Source organism: Vibrio mediterranei (genome assembly GCF_900088415.1).
Lineage (GTDB): Bacteria > Pseudomonadota > Gammaproteobacteria > Enterobacterales > Vibrionaceae > Vibrio > Vibrio mediterranei.
This window is the reverse complement of the sequence record NZ_FLLQ01000003.1, coordinates 1-17,187: the sequence shown is the minus strand read 5'-3', so window position 1 is coordinate 17,187 and position 17,187 is coordinate 1. Positions and strand designations below refer to the sequence as shown.

Annotated in this window: 34 protein-coding genes; 2 read left to right on the top strand and 32 right to left on the bottom strand. The window is 45.5% G+C overall.

Annotated features, from left to right (window positions below; genetic code table 11):
* On the bottom strand, window positions 1-597 hold the full coding sequence (locus tag VME0621_RS09960) for a LysM-like peptidoglycan-binding domain-containing protein (RefSeq protein WP_038228859.1): 597 nt from the start codon (window positions 595-597) through the stop codon (window positions 1-3).
* Between the two features lie 211 nt (window positions 598-808).
* Between VME0621_RS09960 and bamJ the strand changes: the two genes are divergently transcribed.
* Window positions 809-1,432, top strand: coding sequence for a BamJ family beta-barrel-assembly machinery protein (gene bamJ / locus VME0621_RS09955; RefSeq protein WP_062462312.1), 624 nt, complete (start codon window positions 809-811; stop codon window positions 1,430-1,432).
* Between the two features lie 91 nt (window positions 1,433-1,523).
* Window positions 1,524-1,997 carry a DUF2780 domain-containing protein gene (locus VME0621_RS09950; protein WP_038228855.1) on the top strand — a complete coding sequence of 158 codons (474 nt, stop codon included), beginning with the start codon at window positions 1,524-1,526 and terminating at the stop codon, window positions 1,995-1,997.
* 98 nt (window positions 1,998-2,095) lie between these two features.
* Here VME0621_RS09950 and rplQ read toward each other — a convergent pair whose 3' ends face one another.
* From rplQ to VME0621_RS26150, 31 genes are all read right to left on the bottom strand, one after another.
* A complete protein-coding gene (gene rplQ, locus VME0621_RS09945) occupies window positions 2,096-2,482 on the bottom strand; it encodes a 50S ribosomal protein L17 (protein WP_031493230.1) in 387 nt (128 codons plus the stop codon).
* Between the two features lie 26 nt (window positions 2,483-2,508).
* Window positions 2,509-3,501 carry a DNA-directed RNA polymerase subunit alpha gene (locus VME0621_RS09940; RefSeq protein ID WP_038228852.1) on the bottom strand — a complete coding sequence of 331 codons (993 nt, stop codon included), beginning with the start codon at window positions 3,499-3,501 and terminating at the stop codon, window positions 2,509-2,511.
* Between the two features lie 24 nt (window positions 3,502-3,525).
* Window positions 3,526-4,146, bottom strand: coding sequence for a 30S ribosomal protein S4 (rpsD, locus tag VME0621_RS09935; RefSeq protein WP_031493229.1), 621 nt, complete (start codon window positions 4,144-4,146; stop codon window positions 3,526-3,528).
* A gap of 27 nt (window positions 4,147-4,173) precedes the next feature.
* Window positions 4,174-4,563 (bottom strand): 30S ribosomal protein S11, encoded by a 390-nt coding sequence (rpsK, locus tag VME0621_RS09930; RefSeq protein ID WP_001118870.1) that lies wholly within the window; start codon window positions 4,561-4,563, stop codon window positions 4,174-4,176.
* 18 nt (window positions 4,564-4,581) lie between these two features.
* Entirely contained in the window at window positions 4,582-4,938 is a 357-nt protein-coding gene (rpsM, locus tag VME0621_RS09925) for a 30S ribosomal protein S13 (protein WP_005450559.1), read from the bottom strand.
* Window positions 4,939-5,086: 148 nt separating this feature from the next.
* On the bottom strand, window positions 5,087-5,200 hold the full coding sequence (gene rpmJ, locus VME0621_RS09920; RefSeq protein ID WP_000868186.1) for a 50S ribosomal protein L36: 114 nt from the start codon (window positions 5,198-5,200) through the stop codon (window positions 5,087-5,089).
* 39 nt (window positions 5,201-5,239) lie between these two features.
* Window positions 5,240-6,574, bottom strand: coding sequence for a preprotein translocase subunit SecY (secY, locus tag VME0621_RS09915; protein ID WP_006075579.1), 1,335 nt, complete (start codon window positions 6,572-6,574; stop codon window positions 5,240-5,242).
* Window positions 6,575-6,594: 20 nt separating this feature from the next.
* A complete protein-coding gene (rplO, locus tag VME0621_RS09910; RefSeq protein WP_006075578.1) occupies window positions 6,595-7,029 on the bottom strand; it encodes a 50S ribosomal protein L15 in 435 nt (144 codons plus the stop codon).
* Between the two features lie 5 nt (window positions 7,030-7,034).
* On the bottom strand, window positions 7,035-7,211 hold the full coding sequence (rpmD, locus tag VME0621_RS09905) for a 50S ribosomal protein L30 (protein WP_004410429.1): 177 nt from the start codon (window positions 7,209-7,211) through the stop codon (window positions 7,035-7,037).
* 7 nt (window positions 7,212-7,218) lie between these two features.
* Window positions 7,219-7,719, bottom strand: coding sequence for a 30S ribosomal protein S5 (rpsE, locus tag VME0621_RS09900; protein WP_006075577.1), 501 nt, complete (start codon window positions 7,717-7,719; stop codon window positions 7,219-7,221).
* 14 nt (window positions 7,720-7,733) lie between these two features.
* Window positions 7,734-8,087: a 50S ribosomal protein L18 gene (rplR, locus tag VME0621_RS09895; protein WP_038228845.1), complete on the bottom strand. Its 354-nt coding sequence runs from the start codon at window positions 8,085-8,087 to the stop codon at window positions 7,734-7,736.
* Between the two features lie 9 nt (window positions 8,088-8,096).
* Window positions 8,097-8,630, bottom strand: coding sequence for a 50S ribosomal protein L6 (rplF, locus tag VME0621_RS09890; RefSeq protein ID WP_038228841.1), 534 nt, complete (start codon window positions 8,628-8,630; stop codon window positions 8,097-8,099).
* Between the two features lie 12 nt (window positions 8,631-8,642).
* On the bottom strand, window positions 8,643-9,035 hold the full coding sequence (gene rpsH / locus VME0621_RS09885) for a 30S ribosomal protein S8 (protein WP_004738788.1): 393 nt from the start codon (window positions 9,033-9,035) through the stop codon (window positions 8,643-8,645).
* A gap of 29 nt (window positions 9,036-9,064) precedes the next feature.
* Entirely contained in the window at window positions 9,065-9,370 is a 306-nt protein-coding gene (rpsN, locus tag VME0621_RS09880; RefSeq protein WP_038228838.1) for a 30S ribosomal protein S14, read from the bottom strand.
* A gap of 17 nt (window positions 9,371-9,387) precedes the next feature.
* Window positions 9,388-9,927 (bottom strand): 50S ribosomal protein L5, encoded by a 540-nt coding sequence (gene rplE / locus VME0621_RS09875; RefSeq protein ID WP_038228835.1) that lies wholly within the window; start codon window positions 9,925-9,927, stop codon window positions 9,388-9,390.
* A gap of 25 nt (window positions 9,928-9,952) precedes the next feature.
* A complete protein-coding gene (rplX, locus tag VME0621_RS09870; RefSeq protein ID WP_006075571.1) occupies window positions 9,953-10,270 on the bottom strand; it encodes a 50S ribosomal protein L24 in 318 nt (105 codons plus the stop codon).
* 11 nt (window positions 10,271-10,281) lie between these two features.
* Window positions 10,282-10,653 carry a 50S ribosomal protein L14 gene (gene rplN, locus VME0621_RS09865; protein ID WP_006075569.1) on the bottom strand — a complete coding sequence of 124 codons (372 nt, stop codon included), beginning with the start codon at window positions 10,651-10,653 and terminating at the stop codon, window positions 10,282-10,284.
* Window positions 10,654-10,812: 159 nt separating this feature from the next.
* A complete protein-coding gene (rpsQ, locus tag VME0621_RS09860) occupies window positions 10,813-11,067 on the bottom strand; it encodes a 30S ribosomal protein S17 (protein ID WP_006075722.1) in 255 nt (84 codons plus the stop codon).
* On the bottom strand, window positions 11,067-11,258 hold the full coding sequence (rpmC, locus tag VME0621_RS09855) for a 50S ribosomal protein L29 (protein ID WP_004736737.1): 192 nt from the start codon (window positions 11,256-11,258) through the stop codon (window positions 11,067-11,069). The genes rpsQ and rpmC overlap by 1 nt, the downstream gene beginning before the upstream one ends.
* Window positions 11,258-11,668 carry a 50S ribosomal protein L16 gene (rplP, locus tag VME0621_RS09850; protein WP_006075723.1) on the bottom strand — a complete coding sequence of 137 codons (411 nt, stop codon included), beginning with the start codon at window positions 11,666-11,668 and terminating at the stop codon, window positions 11,258-11,260. The genes rpmC and rplP overlap by 1 nt, the downstream gene beginning before the upstream one ends.
* Before the next feature lie 11 nt (window positions 11,669-11,679).
* Window positions 11,680-12,378, bottom strand: coding sequence for a 30S ribosomal protein S3 (gene rpsC / locus VME0621_RS09845; RefSeq protein ID WP_006075724.1), 699 nt, complete (start codon window positions 12,376-12,378; stop codon window positions 11,680-11,682).
* Window positions 12,379-12,394: 16 nt separating this feature from the next.
* The gene (gene rplV, locus VME0621_RS09840; RefSeq protein WP_031495620.1) at window positions 12,395-12,727 is read right to left on the bottom strand and encodes a 50S ribosomal protein L22; all 333 of its coding nucleotides are present in this window, start codon (window positions 12,725-12,727) and stop codon (window positions 12,395-12,397) included.
* A gap of 10 nt (window positions 12,728-12,737) precedes the next feature.
* Complete coding sequence (rpsS, locus tag VME0621_RS09835; RefSeq protein WP_031495622.1) at window positions 12,738-13,016, bottom strand: 30S ribosomal protein S19; 279 nt, start codon at window positions 13,014-13,016, stop codon at window positions 12,738-12,740.
* A 19-nt stretch (window positions 13,017-13,035) separates the two neighbouring features.
* Complete coding sequence (gene rplB / locus VME0621_RS09830; RefSeq protein ID WP_031495624.1) at window positions 13,036-13,860, bottom strand: 50S ribosomal protein L2; 825 nt, start codon at window positions 13,858-13,860, stop codon at window positions 13,036-13,038.
* 16 nt (window positions 13,861-13,876) lie between these two features.
* Window positions 13,877-14,179, bottom strand: a complete 303-nt coding sequence (rplW, locus tag VME0621_RS09825; RefSeq protein ID WP_031495626.1) for a 50S ribosomal protein L23 — start codon at window positions 14,177-14,179, stop codon at window positions 13,877-13,879.
* A complete protein-coding gene (gene rplD, locus VME0621_RS09820; protein ID WP_038228833.1) occupies window positions 14,176-14,778 on the bottom strand; it encodes a 50S ribosomal protein L4 in 603 nt (200 codons plus the stop codon). Before rplD ends, rplW begins: the two co-directional genes overlap by 4 nt.
* Window positions 14,779-14,794: 16 nt before the next feature.
* Entirely contained in the window at window positions 14,795-15,424 is a 630-nt protein-coding gene (gene rplC, locus VME0621_RS09815; RefSeq protein WP_006075756.1) for a 50S ribosomal protein L3, read from the bottom strand.
* 14 nt (window positions 15,425-15,438) lie between these two features.
* A complete protein-coding gene (gene rpsJ, locus VME0621_RS09810) occupies window positions 15,439-15,750 on the bottom strand; it encodes a 30S ribosomal protein S10 (protein WP_031495630.1) in 312 nt (103 codons plus the stop codon).
* Window positions 15,751-16,131: 381 nt separating this feature from the next.
* The gene (gene bfr / locus VME0621_RS09805; protein ID WP_038228832.1) at window positions 16,132-16,608 is read right to left on the bottom strand and encodes a bacterioferritin; all 477 of its coding nucleotides are present in this window, start codon (window positions 16,606-16,608) and stop codon (window positions 16,132-16,134) included.
* An 82-nt stretch (window positions 16,609-16,690) separates the two neighbouring features.
* Window positions 16,691-16,879, bottom strand: a complete 189-nt coding sequence (locus tag VME0621_RS09800) for a (2Fe-2S)-binding protein (RefSeq protein WP_062462315.1) — start codon at window positions 16,877-16,879, stop codon at window positions 16,691-16,693.
* A 182-nt stretch (window positions 16,880-17,061) separates the two neighbouring features.
* Window positions 17,062-17,187 (bottom strand): EF-Tu C-terminal domain-related protein (locus tag VME0621_RS26150; protein WP_481087204.1); only part of this gene is annotated, 126 nt, incomplete at its 5' end.

Below are 17,187 nucleotides of genomic sequence, written 5' to 3'. Positions count from 1 at the left end.
TCACTTACTACGACCGAAGCCTCCATCTGATAGTCTAAAGAACATGATGGACTGATCGCCACGTTCAATTTGTAGAATATCGAGATTACCTTCTGGGCTGAATTTGAACCGAATCAACTGACCTTGCTTAATACGACTTAACGGTTTGTCGCTTCCTTCTATTCTTGCTAACGAATTCAGGTCGGCCATAGATAACTGGTTTTTACGAAACACCTGCGCCAGTGTGTCACCTTTTTTGACGGTATACTCACGCCAATTGGTTTCTACTACCTGCTCAGACTGCACGCTGGAGGGTTGTTCGCTAAGAGACTCGGTATTAACACTTACAGCGATTCGCTGATTGGCCAGAGTCGCTTGAGCGGTTTCGTTCTTTTTGGTTGGGATGAGTAGTAATACCACCAATAGAGGAATTAGAACACTTAATAGACGTCGATGAAGACGTGGAAGTCTCATCCAGAACGCCTTAATTTTTGACGTCCATTGTGAAACATCAGGCTTATTTATTTTCTTTAAGCTCGAAAAGTCGAGAGCCTGCCATTTGTCCTTTAGCACTTGAACGTGGTCAACTTTTTGCTTCTTTCTTTGACGACGATTCATTACATTCCGTCTCCTAATAAACAACCGCTTCAGTTTAAAAAAACCTGCGTTTAGAGTATAGGAAAATCGCAGGAATTACCTTTTATAGCAGTCAAATGTCACAACTTTAACAACGAAAACGAATTAATTAGTAAAAGTTGGTTAGAGCGTTTCGGTTTCACACTAGAACTGGTATCCTTTCACCTTCATTCGAATAGCAAGAGAGACCGTCATGTCTGACGTGAAATTAGAAACTGTAGAACAGAAAGCAAGCTATGGTATTGGTCTACAAATGGGCCAACAACTTGCAGGTAGCGGCCTTGAAGGCCTAAACGTAGACGCAATCGCTAAAGGCATTGCAACTGCGCTAACTGGTGACATGCCAGAAATCGAAATCGACGCAATCAATGCAGCTCTTCAAGAGCTTCACACTCGTGCAGAATCAGCTCGTCAAGAAGCGGCGAAAGCAGCGGCAGCAGACGGCGAAGCTTTCCTAAAAGACAACGCTCTACGTTCAGAAGTAACTGTTCTTGAGTCTGGTCTTCAATACGAAGTAATTACTGAAGGTACCGGTACAGTACCAACGGCAGAGAACACAGTACGTGTTCACTATCACGGTGAACTAACAGACGGTACTGTCTTCGACAGCTCAGTATCTCGCGGTCAGCCTGCAGAGTTCCCTGTGACTGGCGTAATTAAAGGTTGGGTTGAAGCACTTCAACTAATGCCAGTAGGTTCTAAGTGGAAACTATACATCCCTCAAGACCTAGCATATGGTGAGCGTGGCGCTGGTGCTGCTATCCCTCCATTCGCTGCTCTTGTATTTGAAGTAGAGCTTCTAGACATCCTAGCGTAATGTCACATTTAAATTGAATCTAAAGCAGTGCTATTAAGCGCTGCTTTTTTTTACGCTATGCTTTAACTATCAATAATTAATAGGACAAAGCATGACTAAAAGTGTGATTTTAACCTTAGCGATAACTACCACCTTCTCATTCAATAGCTACGCCGAATTCGATATATCTGGCGTTAGTTCTGACTCTGCGAGTAGTCTATTAAATAGCGCCTCTCAATTGGCTCAAACTAACTCACCAGTTGTCGACAACTTAGTTAAAGAGCTGTCGATTTCACCACAACAGGCAGCAACAGGCACTGGTGCGCTGCTTTCTCTAGCTAAAAATCAGTTGGGCTCAGGACAAGGGAGTGAATTGAATTCACTAATTCCAGGGCTAAGTTCACTCACAAATAGTAGTTTGTTCAGTTCCGTAGAGAATATGGAAAGTGTTAAAAATGCCTTTGCATCAGTAGGATTGGACCCAGCTTTGATCTCCCAGTTCACACCTGTGATTTTGGATTATCTGGGTACACAGGGCGCGAGCAGTGGCTTAATGAACTCGTTGGGTAGCTTATGGCAGCAATAGTCAACATTGCTACGCTATGTTCTATCGATAGCAAATTCTATAGATACAAAAAAGCCGAGCATAAATGCTCGGCTTTTCAGTTCTTACGAACCTACTGATTACTCAGCAGCAGCTTCTTCAGATGCTTCTGGGCGATCTACAAGCTCAATGTAAGCCATTGGAGCTTTATCACCAGCACGGAAGCCAGCTTTTAGGATACGAGTGTAACCGCCCTGACGAGCAGCAAAACGTGGACCTAGTTCGTTGAATAGTTTCGCAACTACTTCGTTATCACGAGTACGTGCAAATGCTAGACGACGGTTAGCAACACTGTCAGTCTTAGCTAGTGTAATCAAAGGCTCAACTACGCGACGTAGCTCTTTTGCTTTAGGCAATGTAGTCTTGATTACTTCATGACGTACAAGAGAGCTAGCCATATTGCTGAACATCGCTTTGCGATGGCTGCTGTTGCGGTTGAGTTGACGACCACTCTTACGATGGCGCATGACCTAATCCTTCTAACTAGTATCGATTAATCTTCAGCGATAGACGCTGGTGGCCAATTTTCTAGGCGCATGCCCAGAGAAAGACCACGTGATGCAAGTACGTCTTTAATCTCAGTAAGAGATTTTTTACCAAGGTTTGGCGTTTTAAGTAGCTCAACCTCAGTACGCTGTACAAGATCACCGATGTAGTGAATCGCTTCTGCTTTTAGACAGTTAGCAGAGCGAACTGTTAGTTCAAGATCGTCTACAGGACGCAGTAGAATAGGATCGAACTCCGGCTTCTCTTCCTTCTCCTCAGGAACACGTACATCACGAAGATCTACGAATGCATCCAATTGCTCAGCTAGGATAGTAGCTGCGCGACGGATAGCTTCCTCAGGTTCTAGAGTACCGTTCGTTTCCATATCGATAACAAGCTTGTCTAAGTCAGTACGCTGCTCAACACGTGCCGCTTCTACAGCGTAGGCAATTTTGTCTACTGGGCTGTAAGTTGCGTCAACAAGCAAACGACCGATTGGACGCTCATCTTCTTCAGTATGGATACGAGCTGAAGCTGGAACGTAACCACGACCACGTTCAACTTTGATTCGCATAGAAATCTCAGCGTTGTCATCCGTTAGGTGACAAATAACGTGCTCTGGGTTAGCGATCTCTACATCACCATCATGGGTGATGTCACCTGCAACAACAGGGCCTGAGCCTGATTTGTTCAGTGTAATAAACACTTCATCTTTGCCTTCAGCAACGCGAACAGCTAGGCCTTTCAAGTTTAGAAGTATCTCAAGGATATCCTCTTGAACGCCTTCTTTAGTGCTGTACTCGTGCAGAACGCCTTCGATTTCAACTTCTGTCACTGCACAACCTGGCATAGACGAAAGTAAAATACGGCGAAGTGCATTACCTAGAGTGTGACCAAAGCCACGCTCTAATGGCTCAAGAGTTACTTTTGCGTGTGTCGTGCTGATCTGTTCGATGTCAACAAGACGTGGCTTAAGAAATTCTGTTACAGAACCCTGCATTGTGTCCTCTCTTTAGTTTAAACCTTACTTAGAGTAAAGCTCGACGATCAAGTGTTCGTTAATGTCAGCAGATAGATCTGAACGCTCAGGCATACGCTTGAATGTACCTTCCATCTTGCCAGCATCTACTTCAATCCAAGTTGGTTTTTCACGTTGTTCAGCAACTTCTAGAGCCGCTTTAATACGAGCTTGCTGTTTAGCTTTCTCGCGGATAGAAACAACGTCGTTAGCCGCAACTTTGAAAGAAGGAACGTTTACAACTTTACCGTTAACTAGGATAGCTTTGTGGCTAACTAGCTGACGTGCTTCTGCGCGAGTTGCGCCAAAGCCCATGCGGTAAACTACGTTATCTAGACGACCTTCAAGAAGCTGAAGTAGGTTTTCACCAGTGTTGCCTTTAAGGCGAGCTGCTTCTTTGTAGTAGTTACGGAATTGTTTTTCTAGAACGCCGTAGATACGACGAACTTTTTGCTTCTCACGAAGCTGAACGCCATACTCAGATAGACGACCGCGACGAGCGCCGTGTACACCTGGTGCGTTATCAATTTTACACTTGGTATCGATCGCGCGTACACCAGACTTAAGGAATAAGTCAGTACCTTCGCGACGGCTAAGCTTCAGCTTAGGACCCAAATATCTTGCCATGATTCTTCTCCAATTATCCTAGAAACGTTATACGCGACGTTTCTTAGGTGGACGACAACCGTTATGAGGGATTGGTGTCGCGTCAACGATGTTCGTGATGCGGAAACCAGCAGCGTTCAGTGCGCGAACAGTAGATTCACGACCTGGACCTGGACCCTTAACCATAACTTCCAAGTTCTTAAGACCGTATTCTTTAGCCATTTCAGCACAACGCTCAGCAGCAACCTGTGCAGCGAACGGAGTAGACTTACGAGAACCGCGGAAACCTGAACCACCTGCAGTAGCCCATGCTAGAGCGTTACCTTGACGGTCAGTGATAGTTACGATTGTGTTATTGAAAGAAGCATGGATGTGCGCAACGCCATCTGCAACTTGCTTGCGTACGCGCTTACGAGCGCGAGTTGGTTGTTTAGCCATTGTACTCTACCTTCCCGATTATTTCTTGATCGGCTTACGCGGACCCTTACGGGTGCGAGCGTTGGTTTTAGTACGCTGTCCACGTAGTGGTAGACTGCGACGATGACGAAGACCACGGTAACAGCCAAGGTCCATAAGACGCTTGATGTTCATTGATACTTCACGACGTAGATCACCTTCTACAGTGTACTTAGCTACACCATCACGCAGTTGATCGATCTGCTCTTCAGTTAGTTCACTGATCTTAACATCTTCAGCAATACCCACTTCAGCTAGGATAGCTTGAGAGCGAGTTTTACCGATGCCGTAGATCGCAGTTAGTGCGATTACAGCGTGTTTTTGATCAGGAATGTTAATGCCTGCTATACGGGCCATTATTCACTCCTAGTGTTTCTTAAAAAGAATAGCCGCAGCAAAGCCCGTTATGGATACGCTGCGGAGTGCTACTTCTTTTGCACGCAAAAGGTAGGCCGAGGAATATACTCGACCATACCTTTAATTTCAAGTAAAAATTTCTGCTTAATTAGCCTTGGCGCTGTTTGTGCTTTGGCTCACTGCAGATAACACGCACAACACCGTTGCGCTTGATAACTTTGCAGTTACGGCAGATTTTTTTAACGGAAGCACGAACTTTCATTGCTAAACTCCGTAAATGAAATCTGAGACTACCGCCGGATTAACGGCCGTAACCTTTCAGATTTGCTTTTTTCAACACAGAATCATACTGTTGTGACATCAGATGAGTCTGTACCTGTGCCATAAAGTCCATAATTACTACCACTACGATTAGTAGTGAAGTACCGCCGAAGTAGAAACGAACGTTCCACGCGACCATCATGAACTCGGGAATCAGACAGATAAAGGTAATATATAGAGCACCTGCAAGGGTAAGTCTAGTCATTACTTTATCAATATACTTAGCTGTCTGCTCACCTGGGCGGATGCCGGGTACGAACGCACCAGACTTCTTCAAGTTATCTGCTGTTTCACGCGGGTTGAATACCAACGCCGTGTAGAAGAAACAGAAGAATATAATCGCTGCAGCATAAAGCATTACATACAACGGTTGACCTGGGCTAAGAGCCAATGACACGTCAGTTAACCAACCGAACGCGCTGCTCTCACCATTTTGGCCAAACCACTGAGCCAATGTTCCTGGGAACAGGATAATACTTGATGCAAAGATTGCTGGAATAACACCTGCCATGTTGATTTTCAACGGTAGGTGCGTGCTTTGTGCAGCAAACACTTTACGGCCTTGTTGGCGTTTTGCATAGTTAACGACGATACGACGTTGACCACGCTCCATAAAGACCACAAAGTAAATAACTGCGAAAGCAAGTACAGCAATCAACAGCAGAAGAAGTACGTGCAGTTCACCTTGACGCGCTTGCTCGATTGTTTGACCGATTGCCGAAGGCAATCCAGCAACAATACCTGCAAAGATCAGAATGGAAATACCATTACCGATTCCACGCTCTGTAATTTGTTCACCTAACCACATTAAGAACATGGTACCAGTTACTAAACTTACGGTAGCAATTAGCGTAAACATGGTTTGGTTGATAACAACCAGATTATTGACCATGTTTGGAAGGCCAGTTGCGATACCTATTGCCTGGAATGTTGCAAGTACAAGCGTACCATAACGCGTATATTGGCTAATCTTACGACGCCCTGCCTCACCCTCTTTCTTGAGCTCGGCTAACGCTGGATGAACTACAGTTAGCAACTGGACAACAATCGAAGCCGAAATATACGGCATGATGCCCAGTGCTAAAATAGATGCACGCTCTAATGCACCACCGGAGAACATGTTAAACATTTCTACGATGGTACCTTTTTGCTGTTCGAACAAATCGGCAAGTACAGCCGCGTCAATACCAGGAATCGGCACAAAAGAGCCAGCGCGGAACACTAAAAGTGCACCAATTACAAATAAAAGGCGCGACTTGAGTTCGTTTAAGCCGCTCTTAGCACTACTAAAATCTTGTCCTGGTTTCTTAGCCATCTGTACCTCGTCCCTCGAGATTAATCCTCGATTTTACCGCCTGCAGCTTCGATTGCAGCTTTAGCGCCTTTAGTCACGCGTAGACCTTTAACAGTCACAGCTTTGTTGATTTCACCTGAAAGAACAACTTTTACAAATTCGATGTTCTTAGTGATAACGTTAGCTGCTTTAAGGCTGTTTAGGTCAACAACATCACCAGTTACTTTCGCTAGCTCAGCTAGACGAACTTCAGCAGACACTAGGCTCTTACGAGAAGTGAAACCGAATTTAGGTAGACGCTGTTTCAAAGGCATTTGACCGCCTTCGAAGCCTGGACGAACACTGCCGCCAGAGCGTGATTTTTGGCCTTTGTGACCACGGCCACCAGTTTTACCTAGGCCAGAACCGATACCACGACCTACGCGCTTCTTAGAAGGCTTAGAACCCGCAGCCGGTGATAGAGTATTCAAACGCATTCTGATTACTCCTCAACTTTAACCATGTAGTAAACCTTGTTGATCATACCGCGTACGCACGGAGTATCTTCAAGTTCTACTGTGTGGTTGATTTTACGAAGGCCAAGACCCTTTAGACACGCTTTGTGCTTAGGTAGGCGACCAATTGAGCTCTTAGTTTGAGTTACTTTGATAGTTGCCATGGTGTTCTTACTCCGAAATAGCTTCAACAGTTAGACCACGTTTAGCAGCAACCATTTCTGGTGACTTCATGCTGTCTAGAGCGTCGATCGTTGCACGAACGATGTTGATAGGGTTCGTAGAACCGTATGCTTTAGATAGTACGTTGTGTACACCTGCAACTTCTAGTACTGCACGCATCGCACCACCTGCGATAACACCCGTACCTTCTGCTGCTGGCTGCATGTAAACTTTAGAGCCAGAGTGGCGACCTTTCACCGGGTGGTGAAGAGTGCCTTCGTTAAGCGCTACAGTAACCATGTTACGACGCGCTTTTTCCATTGCTTTTTGAATCGCAGCAGGTACTTCACGGGCTTTACCGTAACCGAAACCTACACGACCGTTACCGTCACCAACTACTGTTAGTGCAGTGAAGCTCATGATTCGACCACCTTTAACCGTCTTAGAAACACGGTTAACTGCGATTAGCTTTTCTTGCAAATCACTAGCTTGTTGTTGTTCTTTAGCCATCTTCCAACCCTACCTTAGAATTTCAGACCAGCTTCGCGAGCAGATTCTGCTAGCGCCGCTACTCGACCGTGGTATTGGAAACCAGAACGATCGAATGCAACAGCAGATACGCCTTTCTCAAGCGCGCGCTCAGCAACAGCTTTACCTACTGCTTTAGCTGCATCGATGTTACCAGTACTCTTAACTTCTTCACGAATTGCTTTTTCTACCGTAGAAGCGGCTGCGATTACTTCAGAGCCGTTCGCTGCGATTACTTGAGCGTAAACGTGACGAGGAGTACGGTGTACTACTAGGCGAGTTGCACCCAGTTCTGCAATCTTACGACGTGCACGTGTAGCACGACGGATGCGAGATGCTTTCTTATCCATAGTGTTACCTTACTTCTTCTTAGCTTCTTTAGTACGCACATTTTCATCTGCGTAACGAACACCTTTGCCTTTATAAGGCTCAGGCTCACGGTAAGAACGAATGTCAGCCGCTACTTGACCAACAAGTTGCTTGTCACAACCAGTGATCACGATTTCAGTTTGGCTTGGACATTCAGCTTTAATACCCGCTGGCAACTCGTGCTCAACTGGGTGAGAGAAGCCTAGTGTTAGACCTACAGCGTTGCCTTTGATAGCAGCACGGTAACCTACACCTTTAAGAGTTAGCTTCTTAGTAAAGCCTTCAGTAACACCAACAACCATGTTGTTTACTAGTGCACGAGCAGTACCTGCTTGTGCCCATGCGTTAGCAACACCGTCGCGTGGACCGAAAGTAAGGTTGTTCTCTTCTTGCGCAATAACTACAGCGTTGTTTAGAACGCGAGTTAGTTCGCCTTTAGCGCCTTTAACGGTAATTTCTTGACCGTCAAGTTTCACCTCTACGCCAGCTGGAATAGCGACAGGTGCCTTAGCAACACGAGACATAATCTACTCCTATTAAGCTACGTAACAGATGATTTCACCGCCAAGACCTGCTTTACGCGCAGCGCGGTCTGACATCAGACCCTTGGAAGTAGAAACAACAGCAATACCCAAACCGCCCATCACAGTTGGTAGCGAGTCTTTGTTTTTATAGACACGCAGACCAGGACGTGAAACACGTTTGATTTGCTCAATTACAGGTTTTGCTTGGAAGTACTTAAGTGTAACTTCTAGCTCTGGTTTTGCTTCGCCTTCAACAGCGAAGTCAACGATGTAGCCTTCAGCTTTCAGTAGTGCAGCAATTGCAACTTTAAGCTTTGAAGAAGGCATTTTTACAGCAACTTTGTTTGCTGCCTGACCGTTACGAACGCGGGTCAGCATATCCGAAATCGGATCTTGCATGCTCATAAGATTTACTCCAAATGATTAAGTGGCAATTACCAGCTAGCCTTACGAAGTCCAGGAATCTCGCCTTTCATGCAAGCTTCGCGAACTTTGATACGGCTTAGACCGAACTTACGTAGGTAACCGTGTGGACGACCAGTTTGGTTGCAACGGTTGCGCTGACGTGAAGCACTTGAATCACGTGGAAGAGACTGCAGTTTAAGAACCGCATTCCAACGATCTTCTTCAGATGCGTTTACATCGCTAATGATAGCTTTAAGAGCTGAACGCTTTTCAGCAAATTTAGCTACTAGCTTCGCGCGTTTTACTTCGCGCGCTTTCATTGATTGTTTAGCCATAACAGTAACCCTTCACCTTACTTACGGAATGGGAAGTTAAAGGCAGCCAGCAGAGCTCGGCCTTCCTCATCGTTTGCAGCAGACGTCGTAATAGTGATGTCTAGGCCGCGAACACGGTCTACTTTATCGTAGTCGATTTCCGGGAAGATGATTTGCTCGCGAACGCCCATGCTGTAGTTACCGCGTCCGTCAAAAGACTTAGCGCTAACGCCACGGAAGTCACGTACACGTGGAAGTGCGATAGAGATTAAACGCTCTAAAAATTCCCACATACGTTCGCCACGCAAGGTTACTTTACAACCAATTGGGTAGCCTTCACGAATTTTGAAACCTGCAACAGATTTACGCGCTTTAGTGATAAGTGGCTTTTGACCAGAGATCGTTGCCATATCAGATGCTGCGTTTTCTAGCAGTTTCTTATCGTTGATTGCTTCACCAACGCCCATGTTTAGGGTGATTTTCTCAATCCTAGGGACTTGCATGACGCTTGAGTAGTTGAATTGTTTGGTCAATTCAGCAACTACAGACGACTTGTAGTAATCATGCAGTTTCGCCATAGTAGAACTCCAAATTACTTTCTAATTAGTTAGAAACAGTTTCGCCGTTAGACTTGAAGAAACGAACTTTCTTGCCATCTTCGATACGGAAACCGATGCGGTCAGCTTTACCAGTAGCCGCGTTAAAGACTGCAACGTTAGAAGCATCAATAGCTGCTTCTTGTTCAACGATGCCACCTTGTTGACCAAGAGCCGGTACAGGCTTCTGGTGCTTCTTAACAAGGTTGATACCTTCAACGATAACTTTACCGGTTGCTAGAACCTTAGTTACTTTACCTTTCTTGCCTTTATCTTTACCAGCAAGAACGATTACTTCGTCATTACGACGGATTTTAGCTGCCATGTTGACGCTCCTTACAGAACTTCAGGTGCTAGTGACACAATTTTCATGAATTTCGCGTTACGAAGTTCACGAGTCACAGGACCAAAGATACGTGTGCCGACTGGTTGCTCAGTAGTGTCGTTTAACAATACACAAGCATTACGGTCGAAGCGAATGACAGAACCGTCTGGACGACGAACGCCTTTACGGGTGCGAACAACTACCGCCTTCAGAACATCACCTTTTTTAACTTTACCGCGAGGAATTGCTTCTTTCACAGTAACTTTGATGATGTCGCCGATGTGTGCATAACGACGGTGTGAGCCACCCAGAACCTTAATACACATTACCTTGCGCGCGCCAGAGTTATCTGCAGCGTCAAGTGTACTTTGCATTTGGATCATTGTTAGTGCTCCGCTAAATATTAAAAACTAGACCCTCTCGGGTCGGGCTGCCTCTTTAAAGGGACGCGAATTGTACCACCCTTTTTTGTGATTGGGTAGACAAAAAATAAGCGGCCCCAAAAAAAATTTGGAGCCGCTTGATTTTCATAAAAAAAACGATTAAATCTTCGCTTTTTCTACAATGCTAACCAAAGTCCAAGACTTCATCTTAGACAGTGGACGGCACTCACGAACTTCAACTGTGTCGCCAATGCCACACTCGTTGTTTTCGTCATGTGCGTGTAGTTTAGTCGTACGCTTTACGAATTTACCGTAAATTGGGTGTTTAACCATGCGTTCGATTGCAACAACAATAGACTTGTCGCCTTTGTTGCTAATTACACGACCTTGTTGAGTACGGATTTGTTCGCTCATTATGCGCCTGCCTTCTCAGTCAAAACAGTTTTCACACGTGCGATATCACGGCGTACAGCTTTCAGAGTATGAGTTTGCTGTAGCTGACCAGTTGCAGCTTGCATGCGCAAGTTGAACTGTTCGCGTAGCAAATTCAAAAGCTCAGCGTTAAGCTCTTCAACGTTTTTTTCGCGTAGATCTTGTGCTTTCATCACATCACCTGCTTAGTTACAAATGTAGTTTTGAACGGCAGTTTGCGAGCCGCTAGGCGGAACGCTTCACGTGCCAACTCTTCAGGTACACCGTCCATTTCGTACATAACCTTACCAGGTTGGATTTGGGCTACCCAGTACTCAACGTTACCTTTACCCTTACCTTGACGAACTTCTAGTGGTTTTTCTGTGATAGGCTTGTCTGGGAATACACGAATCCAGATTTTACCTTGACGCTTAACGTGACGCGTCATTGCACGACGAGCCGCTTCGATCTGACGAGCAGTAAGACGACCACGACCAACAGCCTTAAGACCGAATGTGCCGAAGCTTACGTCTGTACCTTTAGCTAGACCACGGTTGCGACCAGTCTGAACCTTACGGAACTTAGTACGTTTAGGTTGTAGCATCTGTCGACTCCTTACTTACGGCCTTTGCGCTGCTTCTTAGGCTTATCGCCTTTTGGCTCTACAGCGTTAGCTGCTGGCATACCGCCTAGAATCTCACCTTTGAAGATCCAAACTTTAATGCCGATCACACCGTATTGAGTGTGAGCCGAAGAAGTTGCGTAATCAATGTCAGCACGTAGAGTGTGTAGAGGCACACGGCCTTCACGGTACCACTCAGAACGTGCGATTTCAGCGCCGCCTAGACGACCGCTTACTTCCACTTTGATACCTTTAGCGCCAAGACGCATAGCATTTTGTACCGCACGCTTCATAGCACGACGGAACATAACACGACGCTCAAGTTGAGACGCGATGCTATCAGCCACAAGTTGGCCGTCTAGCTCAGGCTTACGTACTTCAGCGATGTTAATTTGCGCTGGTACACCTGCGATTTTAGCTACAGCAGTGCGTAGCTTCTCAACGTCTTCGCCTTTCTTACCGATAACAACGCCAGGACGAGCAGTGTGAATAGTCACACGGATGCTCTTAGCTGGACGCTCGATAACGATGCGTGAAAGAGACGCTTTTGCTAGTTCCTTAGTAAGGAACTGACGTACCTTGAAGTCGCCGTCTAGGTTGTCAGCGAATTCTTTGGTGTTAGCAAACCATGTAGCATTCCAAGGCTTAACGATGCCAAGACGAATACCATTAGGATGTACTTTCTGACCCATTGCTTATCTCCTAGTCTTAAGCGTCTGCAACAACAACAGTGATGTGGCAAGAACGCTTCAAGATACGGTCCGCACGGCCTTTTGCACGAGGCATAATACGCTTCATGATTGGGCCTTCATCTACGAAGATTTTAGCGACTGATAGATCGTCGATATCTGCACCTTCGTTGTGTTCCGCATTCGCGATTGCTGATTCAAGAACTTTCTTAACTAGTACAGCAGCTTTTTTGTTGCTGAAAGTTAGTAGTTCAAGAGCTTGATCCACGTTTTTACCGCGGATTTGGTCTGCAACTAAGCGAGCTTTCTGTGGAGAAATACGAGCAAAGTTATGTTTAGCGATAGCTTCCATCATCTACTCCTTATTTCTTCTTAGCTTTCTTATCAGCAGCGTGGCCGCGATAAGTGCGAGTTGGTGCAAATTCGCCCAGCTTGTGACCGATCATTTCTTCGGTTACGAATACTGGTACGTGCTGACGACCATTATGGACAGCGATGGTCAAACCAATCATTGATGGAATGATCATTGAACGACGGGACCAAGTCTTAACAGGCTTTTTGTCTCCGCTTTCCACCGCTTTCTCTACCTTCTTCAGCAAGTGTAGGTCAATAAATGGACCTTTCTTGAGAGAACGTGGCATGGCGATTCCTCTTTATAGATTACTTGTTACGACGACGTACGATGTACTTGTCAGTGCGCTTGTTCTTACGAGTCTTAAAGCCTTTAGTTGGCTGACCCCAAGGAGATACTGGGTGACGGCCACCAGAAGTACGACCTTCACCACCACCGTGTGGGTGGTCTACCGGGTTCATTACCACACCGCGAACGGTTGGACGAACACCGCGCCAGCGGCTAGCACCAGCTTTACCTAGTTCGCGTAGCATGTGCTCAGCATTACCTACTTCACCGATTGTTGCACGGCCTTCAGATAGTACTTTGCGCATTTCGCCAGAACGTAGGCGTAGAGTTACATATGCACCATCGCGAGCGATGATTTGTGCGTATGCACCTGCAGAACGAGCAATTTGTGCACCTTTACCAGGTTTCAGTTCAACACAGTGTACTGTAGAACCTACTGGGATGTTGCGCATCGGCAGAGTGTTACCTGCTTTGATAGGCGCATCAACACCAGACTGGATAGAGTCACCCGCTTGGATGCCTTTTGGTGCAATGATGTAGCGACGCTCACCGTCTGCGTACAGAACTAGAGCGATGTTTGCGCTACGGTTTGGATCGTATTCTAGGCGCTCAACTTTCGCTGGGATGCCATCTTTAGTACGTTTGAAATCAATCAAACGATAGTGATGCTTGTGACCACCACCGATGTGACGTACTGTGATACGACCGTTGTTGTTACGACCACCGTTCTTAGAGTTTTTCTCTAGAAGTGGAGCGTAAGGCTTACCTTTGTGTAGGTCAGCGTTAACAACTTTAACTACGTGACGACGACCAGGGGAAGTCGGCTTACATTTAACAATAGCCATTGTTTAACTACTCCTGTTATTCCGCACCGCCAACGAAGTCAAGATCTTGACCTTCCGCCAGAGTCACATACGCCTTCTTAACGTCGCTGCGGCGACCTTGACGTAGACCTTGACGTTTAGTCTTACCCTTAAGAATAAGAGTATTTACAGACTTAACTTCAACTTCAAATAGCTTTTCTACAGCTGCTTTGATCTCTTTCTTAGTTGCATCTTTAGCTACTTTGAAAACGATAGTGTTCGCTTTCTCTGCTGCCATAGTTGCTTTCTCAGAGATATGAGGAGCACGTAGAACTTTTAGGATACGCTCTTCAGTGATCATGCTAGCATCTCCTCAACTTGCTTAACTGCTTCTGCAGTAATTACAACTTTGTCGAACGCGATTAGTGAAACTGGGTCGATACCAGCAACGTCACGTGCGTCAACTTTGTATAGGTTACGAGCAGCTAGGAATAGATTCTCATCTACTTCGCTAGTCACGATAAGCGCATCTGTTAGCTCAAGCTCTTTTAGCTTAGCTACAAGCTCTTTGGTTTTTGGAGCTTCTACAGAGAAGTTATCAACAACGATTAAACGCTCTTGACGAACTAGCTCAGAAAGAATGCTCTTCATAGCTCCGCGGTACATTTTTTTGTTTACTTTTTGGCTGTGATCTTGTGGTTTCGCAGCAAAAGTAACACCACCTGTACGCCAGATAGGGCTACGAATTGTACCAGCACGAGCACGGCCAGTACCTTTTTGACGCCATGGCTTAGCGCCACCGCCAGATACTTCAGAACGAGTCTTTTGAGCACGAGTACCTTGACGAGCACCTGCTGCAAAAGCAACAACTACTTGGTGTACAAGAGCTTCGTTGAAGTCACGTCCGAAAGTAGTCTCGGAAACAGTTAGTGCATCAGCACCTTTAACCATCAATTCCATTACTTACTCCTAGACGTTAAGCTTTAATAGCTGGTTTTACGATCACGTTGCCGCCAGTTGCGCCTGGGACTGCACCTTTAATAAGAAGCAGATTGCGCTCAGCGTCAACACGTACGATCTCTAGGTTTTGAGTCGTTACACGCTCAGCACCCATGTGACCTGCCATTTTCTTGCCTTTAAATACGCGACCTGGAGTTTGGCATTGACCAATTGAACCCGGAGCACGGTGAGACAATGAGTTACCGTGTGTCATATCTTGAGTAGCGAAGTTCCAACGCTTAACAGCGCCTTGGAAACCTTTACCCTTAGATGTGCCAGTAACGTCTACTTTTTTTACGTCGTTGAAAAGTTCTACGTTTAGCTCAGCGCCAACTTCAAACTCTTCACCGTTTTCCAAACGGAATTCCCAAAGACCGCGACCTGCTTCAACACCTGCTTTCGCAAAGTGGCCAGCTTCTGGCTTAGAAACACGGCTAGCTTTCTTTTCGCCTGCAGTTACCTGGATTGCTGCATAACCGTCAGTATCAAGTGTACGTACTTGAGTTACACGGTTCGCTTCAACCTCAACAACTGTTACAGGGATAGAAACGCCTTCTTCGGTAAAAATGCGGGTCATACCCACTTTACGTCCGACTAGACCAATCATTCTTCTAATCTCCCTTAACCTAGGCTGATTTGAACATCAACGCCAGCAGCAAGATCAAGACGCATTAGAGCGTCAACAGTTTTGTCTGTTGGCTCAACGATGTCGATCAAACGCTTGTGAGTACGGATTTCGTACTGGTCACGTGCATCTTTGTTGACGTGTGGAGAGATAAGAACAGTGAAACGCTCTTTACGAGTAGGTAGTGGAATTGGACCACGAACCTGTGCGCCGGTACGCTTAGCTGTTTCAACGATTTCCGCAGTAGACTGGTCGATTAGTTTATAATCGAAAGCCTTTAGGCGGATACGAATACGTTGGTTCTGCATGAGACAGAGCTCCAATAATTAATTATTACACAAACAATATCGCCACTCATACTCGCGAAGGCGAGAGAATGCCGATTGATTTATGTGAAACCGTAGCACTCTAATTGAGCGCATTGTCAGCTAATTTTCGATTAGCCTACTATCAATGATAGCGGGTTAATTGTATTAACTGCGAACATAAGCTGAGTCTACGTTACTAAGTGATTTACCGAGGTAATCCACTTACTCCTCTTTGCTCATTGGTTCACAACTGGCTTAACCAGTGCGACGCATTATACAGATCACAAAAAGGTATGCAAGGGGTGAGGGAAAATTAATCAGAAATGTCATTTAAAAAGGGCTCAAGCTGGTTGCTTAAGCCCTTGGAAACCATTTGCCTCATTATTCTTCGTCGACGAACTGTGCTTGTAAGTAGTTTTCTATACCGACTTTTTCAATTAGTCCCAATTGAGTCTCTAGCCAATCGACATGCTCCTCCTCATCTTCGAGAATATCTTGGAACAGATCTCTTGAGACGAAATCGCGCGTATCTTCTGCATAAGCAATCGCATCTTTTAAGTCTGGTATCGCATCCATCTCAAGTTTAAGGTCGCACTCGAGCATCTCTTTGGTGTCTTCTCCGATCATGAGCTTCCCCAAGTCCTGGAGGTTGGGTAGACCTTCCAAAAATAATATACGTTCAATAAGATGATCAGCGTGTTTCATCTCATCGATAGATTCATGGTATTCCTTATCGGCTAGATGCTTTAGCCCCCAGTCTTTGTACATTCTTGCGTGAAGGAAGTATTGATTGATAGCAACGAGTTCATTGCCCAGTATTTTGTTGAGATGTTGAATTATGATTGGATCGCCTTTCATGACAAAACCCTCCTCTTTGGCTCATTAATAACTGTAGAACCTATTGGGGAGGTGTCAAAGAGACCAGACGAAGGTCTTGAGGTTAGCTTACTTTTGCAAGCTGAAGCGTCTGTGTTTCGCTCAAGATTTCTTTAGCTTGTTTCACACACTTACCACATTGAGAGCCAAGAGAAGTGCATTTTCTGATGGTGCGCATATCGCTGATACCCTCTTCGATAGCAAGCTTACGCAGTTTTTTATCAGAGATGCCGTGGCAAAGACAAACAAACATAATACAACCTTAAACAATTCACGGATATAAATATAAACGAGAATTGTTAGCATTACCAGTGCTATTTTTGGTTAAGCTGGCAGCAATCAGCTAACCCACTGAACAAGAAATAGATTTAGTTGCACAAAAAAAGAGGAGCCTAAGCTCCTCTTTTTATGTTTATTGCGATTATCAACTAAATATTAGTCGAAGATCTTAGCAACAACACCAGCACCTACTGTACGGCCACCTTCACGGATAGCGAAACGTAGACCTTCGTCCATTGCGATTGGAGCGATTAGCTCAACTTGCATTTGGATGTTGTCACC

Excerpts from the sequence above, each read along its gene's own strand:
- VME0621_RS09960 (WP_038228859.1), bottom strand. The coding sequence starts at position 597 with ATGAATCGTCGTCAAAGAAAGAAGCAAAAAGTTGACCACGTTCAAGTG.
- bamJ (WP_062462312.1), top strand. The coding sequence starts at position 809 with ATGTCTGACGTGAAATTAGAAACTGTAGAACAGAAAGCAAGCTATGGT.
- VME0621_RS09950 (WP_038228855.1), top strand. The coding sequence starts at position 1,524 with ATGACTAAAAGTGTGATTTTAACCTTAGCGATAACTACCACCTTCTCA.
- rplQ (WP_031493230.1), bottom strand. The coding sequence starts at position 2,482 with ATGCGCCATCGTAAGAGTGGTCGTCAACTCAACCGCAACAGCAGCCAT.
- VME0621_RS09940 (WP_038228852.1), bottom strand. The coding sequence starts at position 3,501 with ATGCAGGGTTCTGTAACAGAATTTCTTAAGCCACGTCTTGTTGACATC.
- rpsD (WP_031493229.1), bottom strand. The coding sequence starts at position 4,146 with ATGGCAAGATATTTGGGTCCTAAGCTGAAGCTTAGCCGTCGCGAAGGT.
- rpsK (WP_001118870.1), bottom strand. The coding sequence starts at position 4,563 with ATGGCTAAACAACCAACTCGCGCTCGTAAGCGCGTACGCAAGCAAGTT.
- rpsM (WP_005450559.1), bottom strand. The coding sequence starts at position 4,938 with ATGGCCCGTATAGCAGGCATTAACATTCCTGATCAAAAACACGCTGTA.
- rpmJ (WP_000868186.1), bottom strand. The coding sequence starts at position 5,200 with ATGAAAGTTCGTGCTTCCGTTAAAAAAATCTGCCGTAACTGCAAAGTT.
- secY (WP_006075579.1), bottom strand. The coding sequence starts at position 6,574 with ATGGCTAAGAAACCAGGACAAGATTTTAGTAGTGCTAAGAGCGGCTTA.
- rplO (WP_006075578.1), bottom strand. The coding sequence starts at position 7,029 with ATGCGTTTGAATACTCTATCACCGGCTGCGGGTTCTAAGCCTTCTAAG.
- rpmD (WP_004410429.1), bottom strand. The coding sequence starts at position 7,211 with ATGGCAACTATCAAAGTAACTCAAACTAAGAGCTCAATTGGTCGCCTA.
- rpsE (WP_006075577.1), bottom strand. The coding sequence starts at position 7,719 with ATGGCTAAAGAACAACAACAAGCTAGTGATTTGCAAGAAAAGCTAATC.
- rplR (WP_038228845.1), bottom strand. The coding sequence starts at position 8,087 with ATGGATAAGAAAGCATCTCGCATCCGTCGTGCTACACGTGCACGTCGT.
- rplF (WP_038228841.1), bottom strand. The coding sequence starts at position 8,630 with ATGTCTCGTGTTGCTAAGGCACCTGTCGCTATTCCAGCTGGCGTAGAG.
- rpsH (WP_004738788.1), bottom strand. The coding sequence starts at position 9,035 with ATGAGCATGCAAGATCCGATTTCGGATATGCTGACCCGCGTTCGTAAC.
- rpsN (WP_038228838.1), bottom strand. The coding sequence starts at position 9,370 with ATGGCTAAACAATCAATGAAAGCGCGCGAAGTAAAACGCGCGAAGCTA.
- rplE (WP_038228835.1), bottom strand. The coding sequence starts at position 9,927 with ATGGCGAAACTGCATGATTACTACAAGTCGTCTGTAGTTGCTGAATTG.
- rplX (WP_006075571.1), bottom strand. The coding sequence starts at position 10,270 with ATGGCAGCTAAAATCCGTCGTAATGACGAAGTAATCGTTCTTGCTGGT.
- rplN (WP_006075569.1), bottom strand. The coding sequence starts at position 10,653 with ATGATCCAAATGCAAAGTACACTTGACGCTGCAGATAACTCTGGCGCG.
- rpsQ (WP_006075722.1), bottom strand. The coding sequence starts at position 11,067 with ATGAGCGAACAAATCCGTACTCAACAAGGTCGTGTAATTAGCAACAAA.
- rpmC (WP_004736737.1), bottom strand. The coding sequence starts at position 11,258 with ATGAAAGCACAAGATCTACGCGAAAAAAACGTTGAAGAGCTTAACGCT.
- rplP (WP_006075723.1), bottom strand. The coding sequence starts at position 11,668 with ATGCTACAACCTAAACGTACTAAGTTCCGTAAGGTTCAGACTGGTCGC.
- rpsC (WP_006075724.1), bottom strand. The coding sequence starts at position 12,378 with ATGGGTCAGAAAGTACATCCTAATGGTATTCGTCTTGGCATCGTTAAG.
- rplV (WP_031495620.1), bottom strand. The coding sequence starts at position 12,727 with ATGGAAGCTATCGCTAAACATAACTTTGCTCGTATTTCTCCACAGAAA.
- rpsS (WP_031495622.1), bottom strand. The coding sequence starts at position 13,016 with ATGCCACGTTCTCTCAAGAAAGGTCCATTTATTGACCTACACTTGCTG.
- rplB (WP_031495624.1), bottom strand. The coding sequence starts at position 13,860 with ATGGCTATTGTTAAATGTAAGCCGACTTCCCCTGGTCGTCGTCACGTA.
- rplW (WP_031495626.1), bottom strand. The coding sequence starts at position 14,179 with ATGATCACTGAAGAGCGTATCCTAAAAGTTCTACGTGCTCCTCATATC.
- rplD (WP_038228833.1), bottom strand. The coding sequence starts at position 14,778 with ATGGAATTGATGGTTAAAGGTGCTGATGCACTAACTGTTTCCGAGACT.
- rplC (WP_006075756.1), bottom strand. The coding sequence starts at position 15,424 with ATGATTGGTCTAGTCGGACGTAAAGTGGGTATGACCCGCATTTTTACC.
- rpsJ (WP_031495630.1), bottom strand. The coding sequence starts at position 15,750 with ATGCAGAACCAACGTATTCGTATCCGCCTAAAGGCTTTCGATTATAAA.
- bfr (WP_038228832.1), bottom strand. The coding sequence starts at position 16,608 with ATGAAAGGCGATCCAATCATAATTCAACATCTCAACAAAATACTGGGC.
- VME0621_RS09800 (WP_062462315.1), bottom strand. The coding sequence starts at position 16,879 with ATGTTTGTTTGTCTTTGCCACGGCATCTCTGATAAAAAACTGCGTAAG.